General features: G+C 47.8%; 16 protein-coding genes and 1 pseudogene. 7 read left to right on the top strand and 10 right to left on the bottom strand.

The genetic code is table 11. The features are described from left to right. Nucleotides 1–78 precede the first annotated feature (78 nt). The 5 genes from AB6B37_RS02315 to AB6B37_RS02295 form a co-directional block, all read right to left on the bottom strand. On the bottom strand, nt 79–405 hold the full coding sequence (locus tag AB6B37_RS02315) for a DUF736 domain-containing protein (RefSeq protein ID WP_371397286.1): 327 nt from the start codon (nt 403–405) through the stop codon (nt 79–81). Nucleotides 406–1,223: 818 nt separating this feature from the next. Further along, a complete protein-coding gene (locus AB6B37_RS02310; RefSeq protein ID WP_371397284.1) occupies nt 1,224–2,975 on the bottom strand; it encodes a ParB/RepB/Spo0J family partition protein in 1,752 nt (583 codons plus the stop codon). Nucleotides 2,976–3,023: 48 nt separating this feature from the next. Continuing rightward, a complete protein-coding gene (locus AB6B37_RS02305; protein ID WP_371397283.1) occupies nt 3,024–3,272 on the bottom strand; it encodes a hypothetical protein in 249 nt (82 codons plus the stop codon). Then, nucleotides 3,269–3,745: a hypothetical protein gene (locus AB6B37_RS02300; RefSeq protein ID WP_371397282.1), complete on the bottom strand. Its 477-nt coding sequence runs from the start codon at nt 3,743–3,745 to the stop codon at nt 3,269–3,271. The genes AB6B37_RS02305 and AB6B37_RS02300 overlap by 4 nt, the downstream gene beginning before the upstream one ends. 192 nt (nt 3,746–3,937) lie before the next feature. Next, nucleotides 3,938–4,603, bottom strand: coding sequence for an antirestriction protein ArdA (locus AB6B37_RS02295; RefSeq protein WP_371397281.1), 666 nt, complete (start codon nt 4,601–4,603; stop codon nt 3,938–3,940). A 386-nt stretch (nt 4,604–4,989) separates the two neighbouring features. On the opposite strand from AB6B37_RS02295, the gene AB6B37_RS02290 reads away from it, so the two are divergent. From AB6B37_RS02290 to galE, 5 genes and pseudogenes are all read left to right on the top strand, one after another. Next, nucleotides 4,990–5,073 (top strand): hypothetical protein, encoded by an 84-nt coding sequence (locus AB6B37_RS02290; RefSeq protein WP_371398397.1) that lies wholly within the window; start codon nt 4,990–4,992, stop codon nt 5,071–5,073. 998 nt (nt 5,074–6,071) lie between these two features. Then, nucleotides 6,072–6,773 (top strand): annotated as a pseudogene (locus AB6B37_RS02285) (IS6 family transposase). A gap of 475 nt (nt 6,774–7,248) precedes the next feature. Further along, a complete protein-coding gene (locus tag AB6B37_RS02280) occupies nt 7,249–8,256 on the top strand; it encodes a galactose-1-phosphate uridylyltransferase (protein WP_371397280.1) in 1,008 nt (335 codons plus the stop codon). Then, nucleotides 8,243–9,307, top strand: a complete 1,065-nt coding sequence (gene galK / locus AB6B37_RS02275) for a galactokinase (RefSeq protein WP_371397279.1) — start codon at nt 8,243–8,245, stop codon at nt 9,305–9,307. Before AB6B37_RS02280 ends, galK begins: the two co-directional genes overlap by 14 nt. Next, nucleotides 9,297–10,298 carry a UDP-glucose 4-epimerase GalE gene (galE, locus tag AB6B37_RS02270; protein ID WP_371397278.1) on the top strand — a complete coding sequence of 334 codons (1,002 nt, stop codon included), beginning with the start codon at nt 9,297–9,299 and terminating at the stop codon, nt 10,296–10,298. The genes galK and galE overlap by 11 nt, the downstream gene beginning before the upstream one ends. 3 nt (nt 10,299–10,301) lie before the next feature. Here the strand turns inward: galE and AB6B37_RS02265 are convergent, their stop codons facing one another. The 3 genes from AB6B37_RS02265 to AB6B37_RS02255 form a co-directional block, all read right to left on the bottom strand. Next, complete coding sequence (locus AB6B37_RS02265; RefSeq protein WP_371397277.1) at nt 10,302–11,804, bottom strand: putative 2OG-Fe(II) oxygenase; 1,503 nt, start codon at nt 11,802–11,804, stop codon at nt 10,302–10,304. Between the two features lie 45 nt (nt 11,805–11,849). Next, on the bottom strand, nt 11,850–13,364 hold the full coding sequence (locus tag AB6B37_RS02260) for a tryptophan halogenase family protein (RefSeq protein ID WP_371397276.1): 1,515 nt from the start codon (nt 13,362–13,364) through the stop codon (nt 11,850–11,852). Between the two features lie 106 nt (nt 13,365–13,470). Continuing rightward, nucleotides 13,471–15,972: a TonB-dependent receptor domain-containing protein gene (locus AB6B37_RS02255; RefSeq protein ID WP_371397275.1), complete on the bottom strand. Its 2,502-nt coding sequence runs from the start codon at nt 15,970–15,972 to the stop codon at nt 13,471–13,473. A gap of 217 nt (nt 15,973–16,189) precedes the next feature. Between AB6B37_RS02255 and AB6B37_RS02250 the strand changes: the two genes are divergently transcribed. Continuing rightward, nucleotides 16,190–17,308, top strand: coding sequence for a hypothetical protein (locus AB6B37_RS02250; protein ID WP_371397274.1), 1,119 nt, complete (start codon nt 16,190–16,192; stop codon nt 17,306–17,308). Here AB6B37_RS02250 and AB6B37_RS02245 read toward each other — a convergent pair. After that, nucleotides 17,305–18,309, bottom strand: coding sequence for a LacI family DNA-binding transcriptional regulator (locus AB6B37_RS02245; RefSeq protein ID WP_371397272.1), 1,005 nt, complete (start codon nt 18,307–18,309; stop codon nt 17,305–17,307). The two genes, AB6B37_RS02250 and AB6B37_RS02245, sit on opposite strands and share 4 nt — an antisense overlap. 156 nt (nt 18,310–18,465) lie before the next feature. On the opposite strand from AB6B37_RS02245, the gene AB6B37_RS02240 reads away from it, so the two are divergent. Then, entirely contained in the window at nt 18,466–19,932 is a 1,467-nt protein-coding gene (locus AB6B37_RS02240) for a glycoside hydrolase family 32 protein (protein WP_371397270.1), read from the top strand. On the opposite strand, the gene AB6B37_RS02235 is transcribed toward AB6B37_RS02240, so the two are convergent. Beyond that, nucleotides 19,929–21,302: an MFS transporter gene (locus AB6B37_RS02235; RefSeq protein WP_371397269.1), complete on the bottom strand. Its 1,374-nt coding sequence runs from the start codon at nt 21,300–21,302 to the stop codon at nt 19,929–19,931. The two genes, AB6B37_RS02240 and AB6B37_RS02235, sit on opposite strands and share 4 nt — an antisense overlap. Between the last annotated feature and the right edge of the window lie 4 nt (nt 21,303–21,306).

The following is a 21,306-nucleotide window of genomic DNA, read 5'->3' as shown; positions in this document are numbered from 1 at the left end:
TAAATTACACAAATTTGCAACTTTCGGCACAAAAAACCCGCATCGGCGTGAGCCGATGCGGGGGCTTGCGAGGCGGGATTAAGCGTCTAGCGGGTTCCAGAGGATCGCAAATTCATCCGCCTCTTTGCCATAAGCCTGTCCGAGATTGGCGTAGACTTTACGCGGACCGAGGGTCGGATGGGCGAAGGTGAGCGAGATATATTCTTTACCGCTCGTCTTGGCGGTCTTGAACCAGCCGCCGCCAATGTCTTGTCCGAGCGTATCAACAATCCGAAAGTCGGGCTGGGCCTCGCTCTCTTTATTGTCATTGCTGACAATGTTGATGCGGGACGCGCCGCCAAGGTTAAGGGTGCCTGCAAAGTTACCCGTTTCGTTTTTCGTTACATATCCAAGTGCTTGTGCCATGGTTTCAGTCTCCAAATTATGTCAGCTAAATCTTGGGAGCCAATCTCCCTGCTGACAAAAACCGTCCGCCCCAAGTTCTGATTTGCAGAGGCGCGAAGCGTCCCGGAACGCAGTGGAGATAGGCCAAAGAGGCGCTCTTTTGTTTCGCGATGAATTGTTCATTCCTACGGAATGGACGAGAGGAAAAGAGTGACACGACGCCTATTCGGCAGAGCAGGTTTTGGGCAGGTTATTTTGACATCAGCAGGGAATTTGGCTTCCTCCAACCATTTTGTTGATGTGATTTTGAGACGCGTGGGATCATGGTGCAAGCGCTTGGATATGTTCATATGCAAAATGAAGCGGGTAGTTTTGTCCTTATACCCTTAGCCTTGCCGGCCTGCGCCCCGCGTCGACAATATCGCCTATGACAATAGAGAGGGCGCGGCACGGCCCTTTACAGTCGGATTGTGGATACGCTTGGATAGGACATTGGCGGCTCCTGCGGCTGGGTCAAGACTGCTAAGACGGGTATGGTAAAGCGTATATCTCGCCAGCCTTTGCCCCTCCGATCTTCGGCACAATGTAAAGTCTCTCTGCCAATCTTGAACAGACTTATGACAAAGAGGCATTTTGAATTTGCGCCTCTGGAACCTGCAAGCCGTTTAAATCCTGCCTCGCATGACCCCGCCTTGGCGAACACAGATGCGGGATTTTTTTGGTCGTAAAGTCTGGCTCTTGCGGTCAACCGCCGCTCGCCGCACGTTTGCTTGGGTCTTCCATAAAGCAAAGCCCCCGCCAAATGGCGGGGGCTTTTCAGTTGTCTCTTTGCCGCAAGGTCAAGCGGGTTTGAACATCTTATCAATGCGCCGCGCCCGCTCTGCGGGGGCGCATCCATCAATAGCCTTATAAGGCTTGGCGGGGAAAGCGGCCCATCTTGGGAGCCAGTCAGGGCTTGCCTCTTTGACGCCATGCCCTGCCATACGGTTCTTGATAATCTGCTTTTGCAGTTTCGCTGTGTCCGTCACAGCGCTATCAGCCACCGATTTTCCTGCTATGTCTTTGACCATTGCATTAATCGTCGGCTTGTCGCGCAAAAGTGCAAAGAAAGCCTCATCGGGCGTCCAATACTCGCCAAAGTCTGGCGCAGTCAGGATGCCGATAGCTTCCACTTCACTGCTATCCACGGCCAATGTCTCGCAGAGACAAAAGGCTTGGATGCGTAACACGTCTGCATCTTCCAAAGTCAAAAGCCGCGCAAATATCTCGCAAACATCATAGGGGCTTTCATAGCGGTAGTAGAGTTGCGGATGCTCCTGCGACAGTCCAAGCAGGTCGCAGACCGCTTGGCGTTCCTCGGCCAGTAAGCCTTCCGCCTTACTGGCTTCCACACTGGCTTGGGTTTCTGGTTTGCGGCTTCGGGGGCTTTTGCCATCGATTTTCCAGTTCCGCGCTCCGCATATCATATGCGCAACAGACAGACGCAAGGCCAAATCAGGACGCTTAATCAACTCGGCCCTCGCAATACTGTGGCGGTGCAAGTTCATATAGTCTGACATCGGGCCTGACATTTCGGGTTTGCTTGTCTTTGACGCCTTCGCGTCCTCGCTCTGCCCATTTGATAAGGCACGGCGTATGGTCTGCGCCTCTTTGTCGGTGATATAACCTTCATGGAATAATACTTCGCCGCTATCGCGCGTCTCGATATAGACTCTGCCGCCTTGTTCCTTGGGATGGTGGACGTGGCAATAAGTCGGAAAGTGACGACCACGCTCTCCTAAGATGACCTCTTTCCATCCGTCCGCTTTATAGGTCTCAACTTCTTTGGCGATGGCCGCGTTTTGGGATTCCCAAAAGTGCTCCACATCGGCAAATTGGCCGTGGTCACCGAACAAATCTGTCAGGATTGTGCCTGTATATTCGGCCACATTAAACAAGGCGACTTCTGTGGTAATGACACCGCCGCCTGTCAGCCATGCCTTAATCTGGTGACCTGTCGGACAATAATCATCTGAATTGAACAGGGCTAACCACTCGGCTTGCCGCTCCTCTGTCGCCATCGTCAAAACACGAATAGACGCCGCGTCAATCTGCTGATTGGAATAGGCTTCGCGCACACCGGGAATAAGCGCGCCTAATGCCAAGCGGCGTTTGACGGAATTGGCCGTAATGCCAAACACGGCGGCAATATCGTCCACGCTTTGGCCTTTCTCCGCTAGGGCTGAAAAGGCTTCATATTGCTCCATCTCCGTGGGCGCTAATCGCGCCACGTTCTCGATAATGCTTGTCTCAATTGCGAGTGCATCATCTTTGGCGTCCATGACGCAACAAGGCACATCGGCGATGTCCGTGCCTTGCTCTGCAAGCGTAGCGAGGCAGAAGTGACGGCGGCGTCCTGCGACGATGCCGTATTTGGGTTTCTTGGCTGTGCCGCCCTCGCGCCGCACGATTAACGGCTGACGGATGCCGCGCTCTTTCACGCTTGGCAAAATGTCGTCAATTTCAGGGGCCGTTTCGCTGTGGCGCATATTTAGTTTTGAGATATGCAATTGAGAGAAGGGAATGAATTTTAAGTCGAATGGTTTGCTCATAGGAGCCTCCTTAGTTGGTTTGGGTTTGGGTTTGGGTTGAAATGAGGTCTAACAAGTCAATTTGCGCACGGCGTTCGGGGGTGAGCGCTCCACTGGAGCCCTCACTTGTCCCGCGCCGTCAAAGAAGCCGTGGTCGCAAAATGGAAAAACAATGCACTTCTGCCCTGCATGGGGGTTGCGTTTGGGAGTCATGGGGTGCGCGGTTCGGGCGGTCAGTTTCTCGCCCAAACTGACGGGGCGAACTCCATCAATCAGGCTCTGGCTCCCAACCTCTGTTGTTTCAAACTGGCGGGTCATGCCGCGCTCTCAGTTTGACATAGGATAGAGCATTGCCGCGCCCGCTCCGCTTTTGCCTCGGCGATAGCTTCGGGTAAAAGTTCATTCGCGACTTCGGTAAGATAGGCGTTGTCCCTATCGGGATAGTTCGCCTCAATGCCCCATAGGCTTGCCGCAAATCTGTCGAGTGTGATGCTCTCAAGCGCTACGGATAAAACGACGCCGCAATAAAACCATTCGTCATTTTTCCACGCGGTCATAACGCGCTCGGCGCGGGCTTGAGCCGCGTCAAAGCGATCCCGCCATCCATTGCCTGACCCGATAAACCCCGCATCATCTTTATAGAGGCTAGGCCAGAATCCGTCCTGACGCTCGTCGGGCGCGTCTGGAGTCTCATCATGGGCAATACGGGCCGTTATGGTGTAACCGTCCACGGTGCAAGAGATGATGTCGCCAATGCAAACATAGTCATCAAATTTTTGCGTAAAGGTCATGCAACCCTCCGCACCTCAAACCCTGCGGTGTCGCAGAGTTCGCGTAATTTGGTGGAGTCTTGGGGGTCTAAGTCGTCGCCCATTTGGGTGTAAATCGTGCCCTGTCTTAATTGGGCGTGACGTTTGACAACGTGGCTCCACCGATACGGGCCGCGCCCGTCCTCGCGGGGCTTTACTTGATAGCGGGCCATCTCAATGCGCCCAAAAAATATGAACAGAACCGCTGACCTCAAAAGTTAGAAAGTCGCCTGACTGCTCATAGTCATGCGCCATCGCTTTATAGTCGATGTAGTTTGCAAGGCTTTCCGGAATTTCTAAGCCTGACTGCTCGGTCAGTTCTTCGGCGTAAGCCTCTAGGCTATCATATTCTCCCGCATATTCATCAAAGCGGGATTTGGCGTCTTCGATATTACCGCCGTAATAATTGAGGACTTGCGCCCCTAATTCGCCGCGCTCGGTGATATATTCGGCAAGCTCCACAACATTGGCAAAGCTGTAATACTCGCCAACCTCTGCGCCTTCAAAACCCTCATAGTCGTGAATGGCCCATTCCTCGGCCCCGTCTATCGGGGATGCAAACAGCATCGCTTGCACCGCTTCCCAAATACTGGCCTCGTCAGTGACCTCTATCCACTCGCCGTGCAAATGGCCGTTATTATAAGCGGCAAGGCAAGCCACATAAATGCGGATAGGGTTAGGGTCTGGCGGCGTAACACTTCCGCTCTCAATGCCCTGTGGCGGGATGGTTGGCGGCTGATGGTCAAAAGGGGTCTGGCTCTCGGCTTGGCAAAGTGTCATCGGGCTGTCTCCAAAACCGTCCGCGAAATGCGGCGCGAAGCGCCCAATCGGACGCAGCACGTTCCCCCGCAGGGGGCGGGGGGAAGCGGCAAGAGGCCAGTCAGGCGACGGGTAAAAAGGCACGCCGCAAGGTTTTTGGTATTACAATGTAAAGAGACCTAGACGACTTTGGCCAAAGGCCTTGCGGCGGGACTGCCCGTCGCCAGATTGGCCGACCGCTTACCGCCGTCCCCCGAGGAGGGAACAAAACCAATAAAGTTGGCCCGCTAGGGCCGCCCATAGAGAGCTTTCAAGTCTTTAGATTTTCAGACGTGGATTCAGACACTATAAGTAGATTAGACACGCACCCAATGAAATTCAAAGGCCACATAATATGAACGTATATCTTACAATATTTCTGACAGTTTTTTTTGGCAGAGCTAGGCGATAAAACTCAACTCGCGACCGTGTTATTTTCAACGGACGGGACATCCAATAAAGCGTTTGTCTTTTTAGCAGCGTCCTCGGCACTGGTCTTTCAACCGCTTTAGCTGTTATCTTAGGGGCCAGTGCTGATAAATACTTATCTACCATGCCTTTAAAATTGATTGCAGGAATAGGATTTATTCTCATTGGGGTATTCATGATCTTCGGGCATTTCAAAACAAGCTGATCATTCTCCAATTTTTTCATCCAAACACATAAGCGAGCGACCCCAAAGCGAAGCGACCGGGACGCGCGAGCGCATACAGGCGCCAAGCGGCCCTTGGCCGAAGGGTCAAAGGTTGCGCAGGCCCGCAGCCCCGACGCGGCTTAGAGCGCGCGCCGTCTCATCCTCGGCCGGAGGTCGAGATGAGCGGCGCGGGATCGGCTTTCTTCACATTCGCCAAAGGCGAAAATGAAGGGAGCAAGCCTGTTTCGGGATGCGGAATTGTCTGCTGACAAGCAGACGCCTGAAGTAAACCCGCAATAGCGGGAGCGTCAGGGATGGAAGCCGAATGGCCAAGACCTCAAAGCGGGCTTGGTTTACGACAGCCCGGCCCGCAGCGTTAGCGAAGGGAGACGCCCATAGGTGCAAAAATGAATTTTTAGATAGCTAAGAAATAAAACCCTAATATCTCAAAGTTTGTAGGTTAAATTACCGACTTGGAAGAGGTTATTTAAGTCTCTAGACTTCGCTGAGTTTAGACTAAAAATTGAAGTTCATTTTGACCTGAAAGGATTGAGTGAAGCCACCGAAATCAATTCCTGCGGAATTTAACTTTTCAATTAAATTGGATTGGAGAGACCTATATGAAGCAATGGTTGCTCTTTATCTATTTTTACAATCAAGTGACGAAAGCCAAATGTCTTTTGATATAACTGAATATGCTTTGAACTGTAGCTTCCGCACGAATAGCTGCAAGCAATCTTATACAAAGATTCTCTATATGAGATGTGTCAGTACGCATAATTTTTTAGCTCATACCCGCTCAAACGCCAATTTAGACGCTTTAGGGGGCTTTGTCACGTTAATGCCGGCTTCCGGACAATGCGCTAAACTTTAGCGATGAAAACCTCAATCTATACTCGCCATCGCTTCCACCCGGACGTTATACGTCGGGCTGTATGGATGTATTTCAGGTTTAATTTGAGCTTTCGCGACGTCGAAGAGCTCATGATAGAACGCGGCGTGGAAGTTTCCTATGAAACAGTCAGGAGATAGGTTGATAAGTTTGGGTCAACGTAAGCAAAACGGATAAAATCGAGATCAGAAAACCCCTCGCCTGTTTGGCACTTGGATGAAGTCTATACCAAGATAAATGGGAAAATGGTTTATCTTTGGCGGGCCGTCGACAACGAAGGAACTGTTCTCGATGTAGTTGTTCAACACAGAAGAAACGCAAAAGCCGCCACACGTTTACTGCGCAAACTCCTCAGAAACCAGGGCATTAAGCCCACTCGCATCGTTACGGACAAACTTGGATCTTACGGAGCCGCTCTCAAACAGTTGGGATTGAAACATCTCCAAGACGTTGGAGGACGGAAGAACAATCGAGCTGAATGCTCTCACGTTCCAATCCGAAGGCGAGAGCGAAAAGCACAAAAATTCAGGTCAGTTCATAAAGCTCAAAAACTGCTTTCAGCCCACAGCCAAATCTACAATCTCTTCAATCACCGACGCCATCTCATCTCAAGAAAGACACTTCGAAAATTCAGGCAACGAGCTCGAACCGAGTGGGACATCGTGACGGCATCCACTTGCGAGTAAGAAAGACGCCCAGAAGAAAGTTGCGGCTCTTTCAGTTAACGTGACAAAGCCGTTCCAAGCGATCGGCCCCTCTGCTTGCAGTTGAAAGCGCATGCGTCTCATTCGCTCGCGCGCCTCTGCGCCAAGGGCCGTTCACGGCCAGCGCAGTGGTAAGGGCGGGGCCTGAAAGTGTAAGCCGGAGGGAATAGCTTTCGCGATCCGTGCAACGAATGACAAATGTTAAACCGCGCAAGGGATGAAAGCCCGAAGGGCCGAAACTCAAAATTCGAGGTTCGGTTCACGCCAGCCCGGTTCCGGAGCCTCGGCTTCGGAATGCGCCCGATCAGTAATCTCGATACCTAATTGACAAAATCAGCGGTTCGGTTTAGCGAATTACAATCGATTGTTATTTGGAATAAATATGAACTTAACTCAACTAAAATCTGGCAATTTGGATTTATTCAGGCGCGATTTCATTAAGGACGACGGGAGAACCTTGCGTCTTTACGGATACGGACCTCATGATCATAAATCCTTACCGCAAACACCAAGCGAAGTTGCCGCCGGAGGCGAACTCAGATGGCACCCATTGCGGCAGGAATGGAATATTTACGCGCCTCACCGTCAAAATAGAACATTCAAACCTTCAATAGCCGATGATCCGCTCGCGCCTACGCTTCCTGGCGGAGTCGAGACTGAAATTCCCTTTGAAAACTTTGAACTCGCTATCTTCGAGAACAAGTTTACAAGCCTTCACCGTGACGCGCCTCATCCGTCATCAAATAAAATTTTGGAAAAATCACAAGCGCTTGGTCATTGTGACGTTGTCGTTTACGGGCCTGAGGCCAGCGGGAATATCTATACCATTGGGCAGTCCAAAAGACGCTTATTGGCCGCAGCCTGGATAGACAGATATCAAGCCCTACTGTCCGACGGCCATAAATTTGTCATACCCTTTGAAAATCGGGGCGATGAGGTTGGTGTGACCCTTCATCATCCGCATGGTCAAATTTATGCCTTTTCTATAATCCCGACGGTACAGATGAAAGCGGCCACCGCTTTTGAAAAAGGTTTCAATATTAGGGACATTCTGTCTGGAGACGGATCAGCGTTTATTGTCAATAAGATTGGGGATATGGTCGCTTTCTGCCCTCCATTTGCCAGATTCCCTTTCGAAGTTTGGATCGCCCCACTTAATCATCACCCGGGACCATGGTCGTTTTCGGACACTGAACTTGAAGATTATTGCTTTCTTCTCGGGGACGTCACACGGCGCTATGATAAATTTTTCGAAAGAGACACAGCCTCTATGATGTCACTTCATGCTAGCCCACTAGGATATGAACGCAGCTTTCATTTCACAACACAGTTTTATCCAATTTTAAGAGACAAAAATCGTGTCAAATATCTGGCCTCGATCGAACAATCGACAGGCGTGTTTACAGTTGATGTGATGCCGGAGTTTGCAGCCCAGCAATTGAGAGATATCGGTGATCGAGTCTAAATTTCATACTCTTTACGGTCGTGCGCCTGAAATAACTGCCTTCACACCAGGGCGAGTCAACTTATTGGGGGAACATACAGATTATAATGGCGGCCTTGCTCTGCCAGCCACAATAGGGCTGGGCATCAAGATCGCTATATCCAACAGAATTGACTCATCGATAAATATTTCATCGTCCACTTTTGAAGGAATGGTTGCGCTGAAATTGGATACCACCGCCAGCCAACATTGGTCAGATTATGCATTAGGAGCCGCTATAAAGGCCAATGAATTAGCCTTAACGTCCGGCGGAGCAGATATATTGATTGAGTCAAATTTACCACATGGCGCTGGTCTATCGTCTTCCGCGGCGCTCACTGTGGGTCTCTTAAAAATCTTTCGCGATAAGGCCGCCTCAGACATCACGGACACACAAATTGCCCAATATGCCAAGCAGATAGAAAATGAATTTATTGGTGTTCCCTGCGGCATTATGGATCAAATGGTCATTGCCAATGCCTTATCTGGTCATGCGATGAAATTGGACACCGACAATCTGGAATTTGAACATATTCCGCTTAATCCGGAATTTCGGATGGTTGTCATTCATTCCGGATTTTATCGGCAATTATCTGATGGTCGATATAAAATCCGCAAAAAGGAATGTGATGAGATCAAGGAAATCGTCAACCAAAACGACATATGCCGCATGCCCCTCGAAAAACTTGAAAAGCTGAAGCTAGTGGATCCCACATTATTTTTGCGTGCCCGTCATTGCATAACGGAACACGAACGCACTCAGCAGGCCGCCAAAGCGCTCAAAGACGACAATTTCGTAGAATTCGGACAACTCATGAACGAGAGCCATCAATCAATGAAAAATGATTTTGAAATCACCCTACTGGAAATTGATAACCTCGTCGCAGACGCGATTAAACTGGGGGCTTTAGGCGCACGGCAAACGGGAGGCGGCTTTGGCGGCTGTATTGTCGCTTGTGTTGAAGCTGATCAAGTGGAGACTTGGACAGCAGCGCTATTATCAAACCATCCGAAAGCCTATTATGTCTGCTGAAACCAGTTCTCCTAGCGTTATTGTTGTTGGCGGCGCCGGCTATATTGGTAGCCATGTTTGTAAAGCTTTTGCTCAACAAGGGATTCTTCCCATCACCTTTGACAATCTATCTACCGGCCATAATCACGCTGTGAAATGGGGACCTTTAATAGAAGTAGATTTATGTGACAGAGCGACGATTTTCGAAGAAATAGAGAAACATTCACATGTGCCTTTGGTTGTTCACCTGGCGAGTTCAATTGAGGTAGGCTTCGGTGAGAAGCACCCTGACTCCTTTTATATGAATAATGTCGTCGGGGCACTCAACCTTCTGGATGCCATGAAGAATTCAAGTATCAACAAAATCATTTTCTCATCCACCTGTGCGACTTATGGCGAGATTTCAAACTTACCTATCAATGAAAAAGAAGTTCAAAGCCCTTACAGCGTTTATGGCAAAACCAAACTGGCCATCGAACACATGTTGCAGAGCTATCACAAAGCCTTTGATTTAAACTATGTGACTTTGCGTTATTTTAACGCTGCGGGCGCTGATGAAAGCGGCGAAATTGGCGAAGAACATGACCCAGAAACCCACTTAATCCCACTCGCGTTGGCTTCCGCGGCAGGACTCAGACAACGCATGAAAATCTTTGGGAATGATTACGACACGCCTAATGGAACGTGTATTCGGGACTATATTCATGTCAATGATATCGCGCAGGCTCATTTACTGAGTTGGGATAAACTACAAAATGGATTGACCAAGGCGGAACTTAATATTGGAACTGGCAAAGGCTACAGTAATCTTGAAATTCTAAAAACGGTTGAAAAAGTCACGGGCCTTCCTATGCCCTATGACATCGAACCCAGGCGTGACGGCGATCTGTCTCAGCTCTATGCAGATACAAGTCGTGCGCAATCTGTTTTAGGCTTTGAGGCAAAATACTCAGACTTAGACTTCATCGTCAGAACGGCTTGGCGGTTCTTTAAGAGTAAACACCAGATATAAATCCTACATCACGTCAAAAGCCACAGTGAGACGTTGCCCATCCAAGATAGGCTCGGTGCCATGCCAGGTATAAGACGGAAATAATACAAGCTTTCCTACTTCTGGTTTAATCCATTTGTAGGGTTCTAAAGTGAGTCCCAGCTCGGGAGGAGAGGCGCCGAACCGTAAATATCCGGAGGGCTCCGGCCCCCTTGTTTCAGGGTCCGGCACATTGAAATAACTGGCAGAACTGATCCAACCTTGGGTATGCGTATGGTCGCTATGATAGCCAGCGCCCTGCAGTAGGACTGACCAACTCCCGGCAAATTTCACGGTCTCCCGCTCATGCCGTAAAAATGGATGTTCCGGCTCAATATCCGGCAATGAATTTATATATTCGCGCACCCTATCGGCAATACGGTTTCGGAGCTTTTGGACTTCAAGAAAGTGGGCAAGTAGCAGGTTTCTGTCTGTCTGGCTTCCTTTCCGAACAGATTGCTCCGGATAGTATCTTTGATGATTGTGAAGTGAAAAAAGAAATGACTTTAACTCATCGAGTTCTTGCCCTGACAATCCCAAGTCAAGCGTTTTAATAAAGTCACCGTCGCGCTCGAGCCAAGAAAAACGTTTATCGTCCAAGAGCCGCCAACATAAAGAAATATAAGGCCAAAAAGATCTATCAAAATCTGTCTTTGTGTAAAGCTCACAAATCGAGAGAGCTAATTCGGGGGCCGACTGCTTTAATGCATATCTGACCCTGCAAATATCTAATCCGGGATCAGCGAGCTCTTGCACCGACTCAAATAGATCGTCGAAAGAAATGTCCGACTGTGTCTCCGCCAAAAGAAAGCGTTTTGCCGAAACTAGTGATCTATAGTCACCAAATTTATTGAGCGCGCTATCTAAAACATCCTTGGCGATATTCCACTTTTTGTGTTTCACGCAATTCTGAAACCAGGCTAATCTTAATTTGATCTGATCAGGTGCCTTAAGAACAGCGCGCTCGTAAGCTCGGTCATAATCCTCTTGACCACTCGTGTGGCGTAAAACGGAAAGCTGTTCCAACCCCTCTATCCAATCGGGCTGATCCACAAGCGTGGCCTCCAGCAATTTTTCGGCTTCTCCAAACTCCGCAGAACAAGTTAAAGCCCGCGCAAGATCTTTGATAATCTGTAAATTATTCGGATCTTTCTTAAGTGCAATTCTAAGATCCCTCGCAGCGTCTTCCTGCCAGTTCTCCAACTTTAACTTTCCCGCAGTGTGGAGATGATTAATTGCGGGGTGAGGTCTTGAAACAACGCGATTGATCGCCTTTAGCGCATTTTTGTGAGACTGGGCATCTCGATAAGCGAGGGCTAAGGCAAATTGGAAATTCGGATCATTTCTGAATATCGGCCTCCAAGGCAATAACAATTCCAGCGAAAGATCCCCCCTGCTCGCCCGCTTCAATTGTTCGGAGACATTCAAAACGATTGAAAATTTGTCCTTTTGCGTTTTGAGATTTCCGACCGATTTTTGCCATGACATGACATGCTCATAACTTCGCCTGAGTTCAGAAGCTAATGGGAGCATCTAATTCAATGCCGGCGCAGCACAATGTGTTTGTATAAACTCACGGTGTGTCGCCTGCTGGCTAGCGGCTGACTTCATCGCGTTTCTCAGCTTACCTAACCAATCCAAGCCATTTTGACCCCGCAAACTTGCGAGAGGGTCGACGGCGTCCGGATAATTTCGTTGACCAATATGCACTGCCAGCCAACTGTCGACGCCAAACAGGTCCATTTCTCTCGCAATATGGCGGCCATATTTTTTAAAATGTTGAATTTTATAGGACAAGGTGTCGGGAATTTCCATCTGACGGCAATAATTCCAAAGATCTGAGTCAGTTCTTTCCGTGAGTTTATAATGAAGGATAAGAAAATCTCGAATGCGTTCAACCTCTGTGCAAGCAATTCGATTATATTCATCAATGACGAGTGGATCGAAACTTCGATCGGGAAACAAGGCCAGTAATTTTGAAATACCGGCTTGGATTAAGTGAATACTTGTTGACTCTAATGGCTCCAAAAAACCACTGGACAAGCCTATGGCAATGACATTCTTATGCCAAAACTTTGACCTTCGGCCCGTTTTGAACTTTAAATGCTTAGGTACTCCAATGGATTCAGTTTTGAGATTAGATAAGAGCGTTTGCTGCGCTCTCTCTTCATCGACAAATTGACTAGAATAGACATATCCATTTCCGGTGCGGTGCTGCAACGGGATCCGCCATTGCCAACCCGCGTCATGCGCGGTCGAATTTGTGTAAGGCGGCAAATCGGGCAGTTGCTGACTGCCCACCGTAACAGCCCGGTCACACAATAACCATTGGCTCCAGTCTTCAAATCCGACGCCTAAAGCCCTTTCTATAAGAAGTGCTCTAAACCCCGTACAATCGATGAATAAGTCCGCTTCGATAGTCTGGCCTTTATCCATTTTCAGGCTCTCGACGAAACCTGACTCACCATCCAGGTTCACATCGACAATTCTTCCCTCGACCCGCTTTACACCACGCGTCTCGGAATATTGACGTAAAAATTTTGCGTAAAGTCCCGCGTCGAAATGAAAGGCATAATCAAATGTAGATAAGACATTTCTGGGGTCACCTAGCGGGCGGCCAAAGCGATTTTGTTTGGCAAGCTGCCACGCCATAGAATGCTTATCAAAGCTATGTTCTATTTTGCCTTCCAGATAGGCTTTGAGCCAATATTGATGAACGTTGACGATATCAAACGGTCGTCCATGAGGTCCGAATGGATGGAAATAAGACTCGCCCCTTCGAGCCCAGTTTGAAAACTCAATACCCAATTTGAACGTCGCCTGGGTCGATTTGATAAAATCTCGTTCGTCAATATTGAGTGAGGCATTGAAAGTGCGAATAGGCGGGATTGTCGCTTCGCCGACCCCAACCGTCCCAATCGCTTCAGACTCAATCAAGATGATCTCACATTTGCCTTGCAGTGAATTGGAAAGCGCGGCCGCACTCATCCATCCTGCCGATCCACCGCCGGCAATAACAATTTTTCGAATCTGATTATCTATATTCATATGATCCTGTTTATATGAAAGTTATGCCGTTAAATAGAAAAAAGGCCCGGAAGAACCGGGCCAGTCACAGGGGAAAAGGTCGAAATATTCGACCGTTCGTGAAAAATTAGAAGTCGTAAGTGACGGAAGCCCTAAATGTGCGTCCAAGAACTGACCCGCCTGTACCAACAATTGGCGTCCCTGACTCGTCGGCAATCGATGCGCCTTCTCGGAAAGCGATGTCATCGAACAAGTTATAGGCATCCAGGCCAAACGTAATATTCTCGAATGGGCTTACGCGAACATAACCACTAAAGGTGTTTACACCGTCCCATGTACGGCCACCATTGACAATTTTGGTTTGGCCATTGAGCGAGACACCACCCCAGACCCAATCATTGACATCATAATTAGCTGCCAATGCATATTGGAAATCAGGGATCCGTTCTGCAGGCGTAAACTCTGGAGCTGTTGAACCTTTAACTTCGGCATCGGTATACGTGCCTGTGCCCACAAGGCTCAATTTACCCACGTTTAAAGTCCCATAAAGCTCAAAGCCTCTGGATTTGAAATCATTGCTGAGCACACAAGTACCAGCCCCACCCGGACATCTTGTACCAGAGCCATCAATCTCAAACGTGTTTTGAGAGAAATCACCATCAAGCAATGTCGCTTCGATCGAGTAAGAACCATCGCCAATGCTTCCACGGTGCTTAATACCTAGCTCGTACTGATTGACTTCATCAACAGCAGTTGTCTCACCGGCTTCAGTCAAAGATCCGTCGCCGTTGAAGTTACCTGCAAAAGTCTGACGGTCAGAATTGAAACGGTTTCCGCGAGAGGCGCGGGCAAACACGCTGGTATCACTATTAACTTTAAACAAACCACCAACTGTCCAAGATGTGTAGTCTACAGAATAGTCCAGTGCTTCTTGACCTCCATTTGGTAGAAGTGCGGTTATGTATCCCATACCCGGAACATAATCGGCAACGTCTGTACCAACATTGGCGCCACTCGGATCGACAAAGAATTCTTGACCCGCACCAACGGTGTTACCCGTAGCATCAACGGTGTCGAAACGCACGCTACCGTCGATATTGAACCGGTCATTGTCAAGGTCGAGAGCGAAATAAGGGGCGCTGTTCGCATAGCTTAAATCATAATCCCGTGAACAACAGCTACCCCAGTTGTTGTTATAACCTGAGATACCAGCCTGTGTTAGCTGATTGCCCGCCGCGTCGAATAAGTCCAGCGGCGCCGCATTGTCGCCGCTAATTTCACGATTACCACGGTTGACTTTCCAGTCTGCAGCGATCTTCTGATCCATGTAGAAAAATCCAGCCACTGCAGTCAAATAACCCGCGCCTGTATCGAAATTACCGGTTAATTGCAGGTCATTCACAATACTACCGATATCATCAACATCCGTTCTAAAAATGGCATTATTGTCGTAATAGGTATCGTTGAAAACCTGACCCGCGTTCGGGCCACTGGCGTAACGAACTTCTGCTACAGTTGCGTAAGGATTACCGTTAATACTGAGTGTGGACCCAACCAATCCGTCAGTTCTGGCGACCCCAAAGAAAGCATTTGCGAACGCGCCTTCCATGTCCTGCCAACGGAATTTATTATTTACTGAGAAGGTTTCGTTCAGGTCTTTGTCGAGTTCAAAGCCGATGGCTAATTGCTTGGTTGAAATACCATTTAATTCGACACGCTCAAACCCACTCGGTTCCAAAACAAGCATCGTCTGATTGAGTGCTGAATAGGCAGATTGTTCAAGACCATCAAACCCAGGGAACGTATCCGCACCGCCAGGGTTGTTCCCACCTGAACTAAATGTGTATGGCGCACCCGTATAATTCGGTTCCTGAGTATCAGCGAACTTAACATTGGCGCGGAAGAAACCAGATCCGTCACTGAAATCTTTGGTCACATTACCTTTGATTTGGATACTTTCGATGACGTCGAAACCGGATTCAAGCGGACCTTCACCGTCACGGAAGTAACCGCCAACATGGTAGCGAACTGTATCACTCAGATCTCCACCTAAACGGAAATCAATCTGTTTTTCGTCGAACCCGAGACCAGTCCGAAGACGAACCATTCCGCCCTCTTCCTCACCTGTGCGGGAAATGTAGTTGATGACCGCACCCGGAGCCTGGGAAGCAAATGTACCCGCTGTACCACCCCGAAGAGCTTCAACGGCGCGCGTGGTCGAGTCAAAGTTTGTCCAGTAGTCGTTATTACCAAACTGAATGTCGCCGAAAAGAACTGTTGGCAGTCCGTCCTCTTGAATTTGAACGAATGGCGCACCACCCGTCGCAACCGGAAGACCACGAACAGCGATGTTCGCGTTACCACCGGGACCAGCGGTGCCCGCCGTTTGAATGCCTGGAAGCAAACGGTAGAGGTCAGCTTCTGAAATGGGTTGAAAATTCTCAATGACGTCACCCGATACCTGGGTAACCGCAACGGCACTTTCAATCTGGGACTTTTGCGATGCAGTACCCGTTACAACAATTTCATCCAAGACTTGATCAGACTCCTGAGCCTGCGCTGATGTGACTCCTCCCGCCACTAATAATATTGCAGCTGATGATAGTAATGCCACTTTCTTCGAAGCCATTTCTCTCCCCTTTCAAAATTAGAATTTTACAAATTTTTACTTTCCTTAACAAAAAAACAAACGATTGCAAGTAAAAAATGCAATTGATTGTTTTTTGTTTTTCCGCCGTGATAAAAATGGCACGCCATTCTCAGTAAAATCAGATTTTAAATCTTGCAATCGTTTGTATATAACGATAGCAAACCTTCGTATCGTGTAAATTCTTATCAGACGTGTTATGATGACGACGAAATTAGAAGTAGCCAAACAACAATTTAACCGTTGTTTTACAAACGGAATTGTTCATCCAGATTATTGGCTGTGGGACAGTTGGACCACATCGAACGGCAAAGATGAGTATGACTTTTATTGCTTGTCACTTTCGAGGTTAAATGATTGTGGCAAGGCAATCCAACCGTCTGAACGCAATAGTCATGCATTCCACATTCGAAAATTTCGAACTTATGACGCTGGTACAAACTGGTCAGATTTGGGACCTGTCCTAAGCCCCTCAGAATCAGAGGATATGAGCTATGCAGGCAATGTGTGGAGTGGTTCGGCCATTCATCTCAAAAACGGAAAAACACTTCACGGATTTACCGGAATTGAAGGTGTCGATGACAACCATCCGTTCATGCAATCCATCTGCTTTGGCTTTTCTACTGATACTGAACACGAAATTATTCCATTGGAACGGGCAACCCTTCACCCTCGGCGTGATTACCAGTTCATTCGTGAAAGGGGATATTACCTCGATAGCATTGACAGGCTGGGTCACAAAAACGGCGAAGCTGGCGGACCGATTATGGCTTGGAGAGATCCTTTTCTCATTAAATCGCCTGATGGCACACTTCACTGCCTTTGGTCAGCCAAGTCCACCCCTGCAACGCCGGTCATTGCCCACGTCATTTTAGATGTAAGTGAAAATAACGTCAGTGTCCGACATTTGATGAAACCTATTTTACTCCCTGACAGTCATGAATTCACACAGGCCGAGGTTCCTAAAGTTCTATATTCTCCAACCACGCAATTATATTATTTGATGATCGCTTCTTGCGATCGACTGCGAGAGGGCCAAGCTGATGATGAAGTTTCAAAACAACAACGTCTTTATGTTTCCCGCACGATTAGAGGCCCATGGGAGCCATACCGCTCAGAAACAAGCATCATGCCCGGACTCAAAGATCGATTCGGATGCAGTATCTTATCCAGTGATTTTCAGAGAGAAGAAGTACAGTTAATGTGTCCGGTCACAGAGCAATCAGATGAGGCATCTATTTTATCGATTTCAGGGCCGAAATCGGTATCGATTAAGGTAAATAACTTAAAATTATTCACAGAAGTTGAGGTGGCTTAACTACTGTTTCTTTGAACGAGCCGGGTCTCAGTCAAAAGGGATTTCACATTTTTCCCGTCCAGCTTGTCCAATAAAAGCCTTACAAGCAATTCACCGCCCTCAGAAATATTCTGATCAATCGTGGTTAAACTTGGCGTAGACATTCCGGACTGTCCGATATTGTCATAACCGACCACAGCAACATCATCGGGCACGTCCAATCCATATTTTTGCAGTGCATGAATGGCACCAATGGCCAGCACATCAGAAGCCGCAAAAATTGCGTCAAAGTCTTGTCGGATGTCCAAGAATGACTGAATCGCGGTGAACGCAGCTTTACCACCAAACGGGACCGAAAGTATCAAATCCGGCTCGTGGGTCAGGCCTGTCGCGCGATGCGCTTCAAGCATACCGTCATATCTGAGTTTCACTTCAGGGAGTGCGATGTCTCCGACAAACAAAATCCGTTCACGCCTTCGCTCAATTAGGTGCTCAGCAGCAATACGCCCACCGCGAAAATTATCACTCCCTACAACTGTATAAGTCGCGTCATTGTTATCTCCGCCCCAGACAACTATTTTGTTAACCAGGTCTCCCAGCGCGTTTAAACGCTCGACGCGCCCCGCCTGACCGATTACGATCAGTCCGTCGGCCCGCCCTGTTTGCAAAAGACGCCGCTCGGCAATTTGGGATGTTGAATCAGGTATATTGATAATGAGATCATAGCCGCGCTTGGCGGCTGCTTGAGTCACGGCCCCAACCATTTCAAGAAAAAACGGATCAGATATTGTTTGGCCAGACTTCGGGTCTAGCGGAATAACGATACCAAGTGTCTCACTTGACCTTTTTCGCAAGCTTCGCGCCGAGGCATTGATAACATAACCGTGTTCACTCGCCAGTCGGAATATTTCGTCTTTTGTCTGTTGCTTGACGAGAGGGCTATCATTTAGCGAACGCGAAACAGTGGAGATATCCACCCCGGCTAAATTTGCCAAATCTACCATCGTCATTTTCTTAGCCATATTCATAGCTTTCTATAATTTGCCAAACCTCTCTTTTTACCTAGCAAAAAAAGCAATGGATTGTAACAGTTTAACCTAGAAAAAAAATGCAATTGATTGTATCCGTGGATACGATCGCTCGATTGAGGCGTTCACCAAGTAATAGAAAAGCAGAAAATGAAAAAACCTGGCTTCCATTATTCACCTCCTATTGGTTGGATGAATGACCCAAATGGTTTAGTGTATCGCGATGGCCTTTATCACCTATTCTACCAATTTCATCCAGACGATATTATTTGGGGACCCATGCATTGGGCTCACGCAACCAGTCCAGATCTGATTCACTGGACAGACCTGGCGATAGCCTTATCTCCAGATTCGTTCGGGTATATTTTTTCAGGCAATATTGTCATAGCCAGAGAAAGTTACGGCGAGGATATTCGCAAAGATGATCTCGTGGCTTTTTTCACTCATCATGACCGTCAGGGTTTTGACCAAAAGACCAGCCGCTATGAAAGGCAATCTCTAGCCACAAGCTCTGACGGTGGAGAGAGCTGGAGGAAATTTCCGGGAAACCCGGTTTTAGGCAACCCCGGTGAGACGCCGGACTTTAGGGACCCGAATGTTTTTTGGCATTCGCCGACCCAACAATGGATAATGTGCCTCTCCGTTGGAAATTCGGCCCATTTTTATAGATCATCAAACCTGACAGATTGGGAATTTTTGAGCGCTTTTGCCTACCCCGTAGAAAACGATCGCCTCTGGGAATGTGTCAGCCTTTTTCCATTACGCAATAAAGACACGCAGGAAACACAATGGGTTTTATTGCAAAGCCAAACCCTGCAAGGCCCCCAAAACGGAAGCGGAACGCAATATTATGTGGGCCATTTTGACGGGAATTCTTTCTCACTTGACCGTCATTTTGAAGACTACCTCGTTAAGAACGGAGCCGTTTGGCTGGACTGGGGTCCGGATAATTATGCGGGAATGACTTGGGAAAACACCGCGGACGAACCCGAAAAAAAACTCTTTATTGGCTGGATGAGTAACTGGATGTATGCGGATAAAACACCTGTCGCAAATTGGCGAGGTATGATGACGTTCCCCCGGGAGTTAACGCTCGGGACTATAAACGAACGACCTCACCTGTTTGTCGAATTTGCCGAACAAATCGGCTCCATCCGCAAACAAGAAATAAATGTTAATGAAAGCCTCGTCGATCGGCACAAACTAGATCTTCCGAAAGAACTTTTCACTCAGGGTGAGTTAGAGTTAGAGATTTCAGGTTTGGATAATGCCACGCTAACTTTAGAGTTCGGCAACATAATCGGAAATAAATTCACGATTAATTACGACCCTCAAGTCGAACACATGACCGTTGATCGTTCTTTGGCACGCCAAAATTCCATCGACGACACTTTTAATGATGTTTCGCGACCAATCGATATTACAAGTAAAAATGGACGCCTATCCCTCCACATTCTTATTGATCGATATTCCGTTGAAATTATCGCCAATCATGGTGAAGTCGCGATGACATATCTTGTCTTCCCCGATGAAGAATTTGATCAGCTCTTTTTATCCAATAATGGCACCGGAAAAATCAATCTTGTTGGCCAGGTTTTTCCACTTGAAACAAACTAAGTCTGCCGTCTTTCCTTTAAATCCGCCTCAATCTGTCTCAACATTTTTCGGTCAATTTTATACCCCATCATCACAAGGGCGCCCAAAAAGAAAAATACGGCCGGCAAAACGGTGAACATTAATCGCACGCCATGTAGAGCACTATCGGTTTGAACCTGATTGGCAACGAAACCGAAAGCCGCAAGAATAAATCCAGGCAGCGCTCCGCCAATTGCAGTTCCTGATTTCAAGGAAAACATCGAAGCGGATACAGTTAACCCCGCTGTATTCTTTCCAAATCTCCACTCTCCATATTCTGTGCAATCGGTATACATAATGAATAAAAGAGTGATTACAATTCCGAACGTAAACATCCCTAATGTTTGTAATACAACGGTCAGAAAATATTGATCGGGCGTTACAAAATAGCCCGCAATTAGCAACACTCCATGTGCAAGATTCATGATGATAAGCAGGTTCCTTTTTTCAAAAAGGCTGGCCAATTTTGGCGTCAACAATGCGCCAACTAATTGCCCTAACATCCCCACGGACGTTAGGAATGCCATGCGATCCATCCACAAGAAAACGCGAGCACTCTCATCCACTCCGCTCACCATATAATATTTCAGATAATACATGATGGATGACATTCGTCCCGCGAGACCAATAATGGTCAATATCCCGCATAATACCAGTAAGACCCAGGATATATTCTTGGCGAGTGATTTGAGGTCATCCTTGACGCTACTGTCATGTTTAGGAGGACGAATTCGCTCTTTCGTCGTAAAAAAGGTCGTCCAAAACAATGCTATCGACAAAACGGCAAACAAAATAATCGTCAATCTGAAGCCCAGAACCTCATCACCCCCGCCTAATAGTTTTACCAATGGTGTCGCCAACGCACCAACAGTCAATGTTCCGATCGATGCAAAAACAAATCTATATTGTGCTGCCTTGGCTCTTTCCTCTGCACTCGGAGAAATAACCGCGAGTAATGCCGAATAGGGAACATTTATCGCCGTGAAAGCCAACATGACCAATGTGTAAGTTACATAGGCAAAAGCCAATTTGCCGAATGGTGATAAATCAGGCCCCAAAAATAGAAGGTACCCCAAAATCGCATAAGGTACGGCCACCCAGATGAGATATGGCCTGTATTTCCCCCATTTTGTTTCAGTTCGATCCGCAATCAATCCCATGGCAGGATCACTTATGGCATCGACGATTTTTGTTATCAGCAACATAAAACCGGCGGCAGCCGGGGATATACCGAACACATCGGTATAATAATACATTAGGAAGATACCAAAAAACCCCAAATAGAAATTTGAAGCCATGTCTCCAAGACCGTACCCGACCTTTTCACGAAATGAAAGTTTATGGTCCGACATCTGT

Source organism: Fretibacter rubidus (genome assembly GCF_041429785.1).
GTDB lineage: Bacteria > Pseudomonadota > Alphaproteobacteria > Caulobacterales > Maricaulaceae > Fretibacter > Fretibacter rubidus.
This window is presented reverse-complemented; position numbering and strand designations above follow the sequence as displayed.

Excerpts from the sequence above, each read along its gene's own strand:
- galE (WP_371397278.1), top strand. The coding sequence starts at position 9,297 with ATGTCTGCTGAAACCAGTTCTCCTAGCGTTATTGTTGTTGGCGGCGCC.
- AB6B37_RS02310 (WP_371397284.1), bottom strand. The coding sequence starts at position 2,975 with ATGAGCAAACCATTCGACTTAAAATTCATTCCCTTCTCTCAATTGCAT.
- AB6B37_RS02305 (WP_371397283.1), bottom strand. The coding sequence starts at position 3,272 with ATGACCCGCCAGTTTGAAACAACAGAGGTTGGGAGCCAGAGCCTGATT.
- AB6B37_RS02255 (WP_371397275.1), bottom strand. The coding sequence starts at position 15,972 with ATGGCTTCGAAGAAAGTGGCATTACTATCATCAGCTGCAATATTATTA.
- AB6B37_RS02250 (WP_371397274.1), top strand. The coding sequence starts at position 16,190 with ATGATGACGACGAAATTAGAAGTAGCCAAACAACAATTTAACCGTTGT.
- AB6B37_RS02235 (WP_371397269.1), bottom strand. The coding sequence starts at position 21,302 with ATGTCGGACCATAAACTTTCATTTCGTGAAAAGGTCGGGTACGGTCTT.
- AB6B37_RS02315 (WP_371397286.1), bottom strand. The coding sequence starts at position 405 with ATGGCACAAGCACTTGGATATGTAACGAAAAACGAAACGGGTAACTTT.
- AB6B37_RS02245 (WP_371397272.1), bottom strand. The coding sequence starts at position 18,309 with ATGGCTAAGAAAATGACGATGGTAGATTTGGCAAATTTAGCCGGGGTG.
- AB6B37_RS02240 (WP_371397270.1), top strand. The coding sequence starts at position 18,466 with ATGAAAAAACCTGGCTTCCATTATTCACCTCCTATTGGTTGGATGAAT.
- AB6B37_RS02300 (WP_371397282.1), bottom strand. The coding sequence starts at position 3,745 with ATGACCTTTACGCAAAAATTTGATGACTATGTTTGCATTGGCGACATC.
- AB6B37_RS02265 (WP_371397277.1), bottom strand. The coding sequence starts at position 11,804 with ATGTCATGGCAAAAATCGGTCGGAAATCTCAAAACGCAAAAGGACAAA.
- AB6B37_RS02260 (WP_371397276.1), bottom strand. The coding sequence starts at position 13,364 with ATGAATATAGATAATCAGATTCGAAAAATTGTTATTGCCGGCGGTGGA.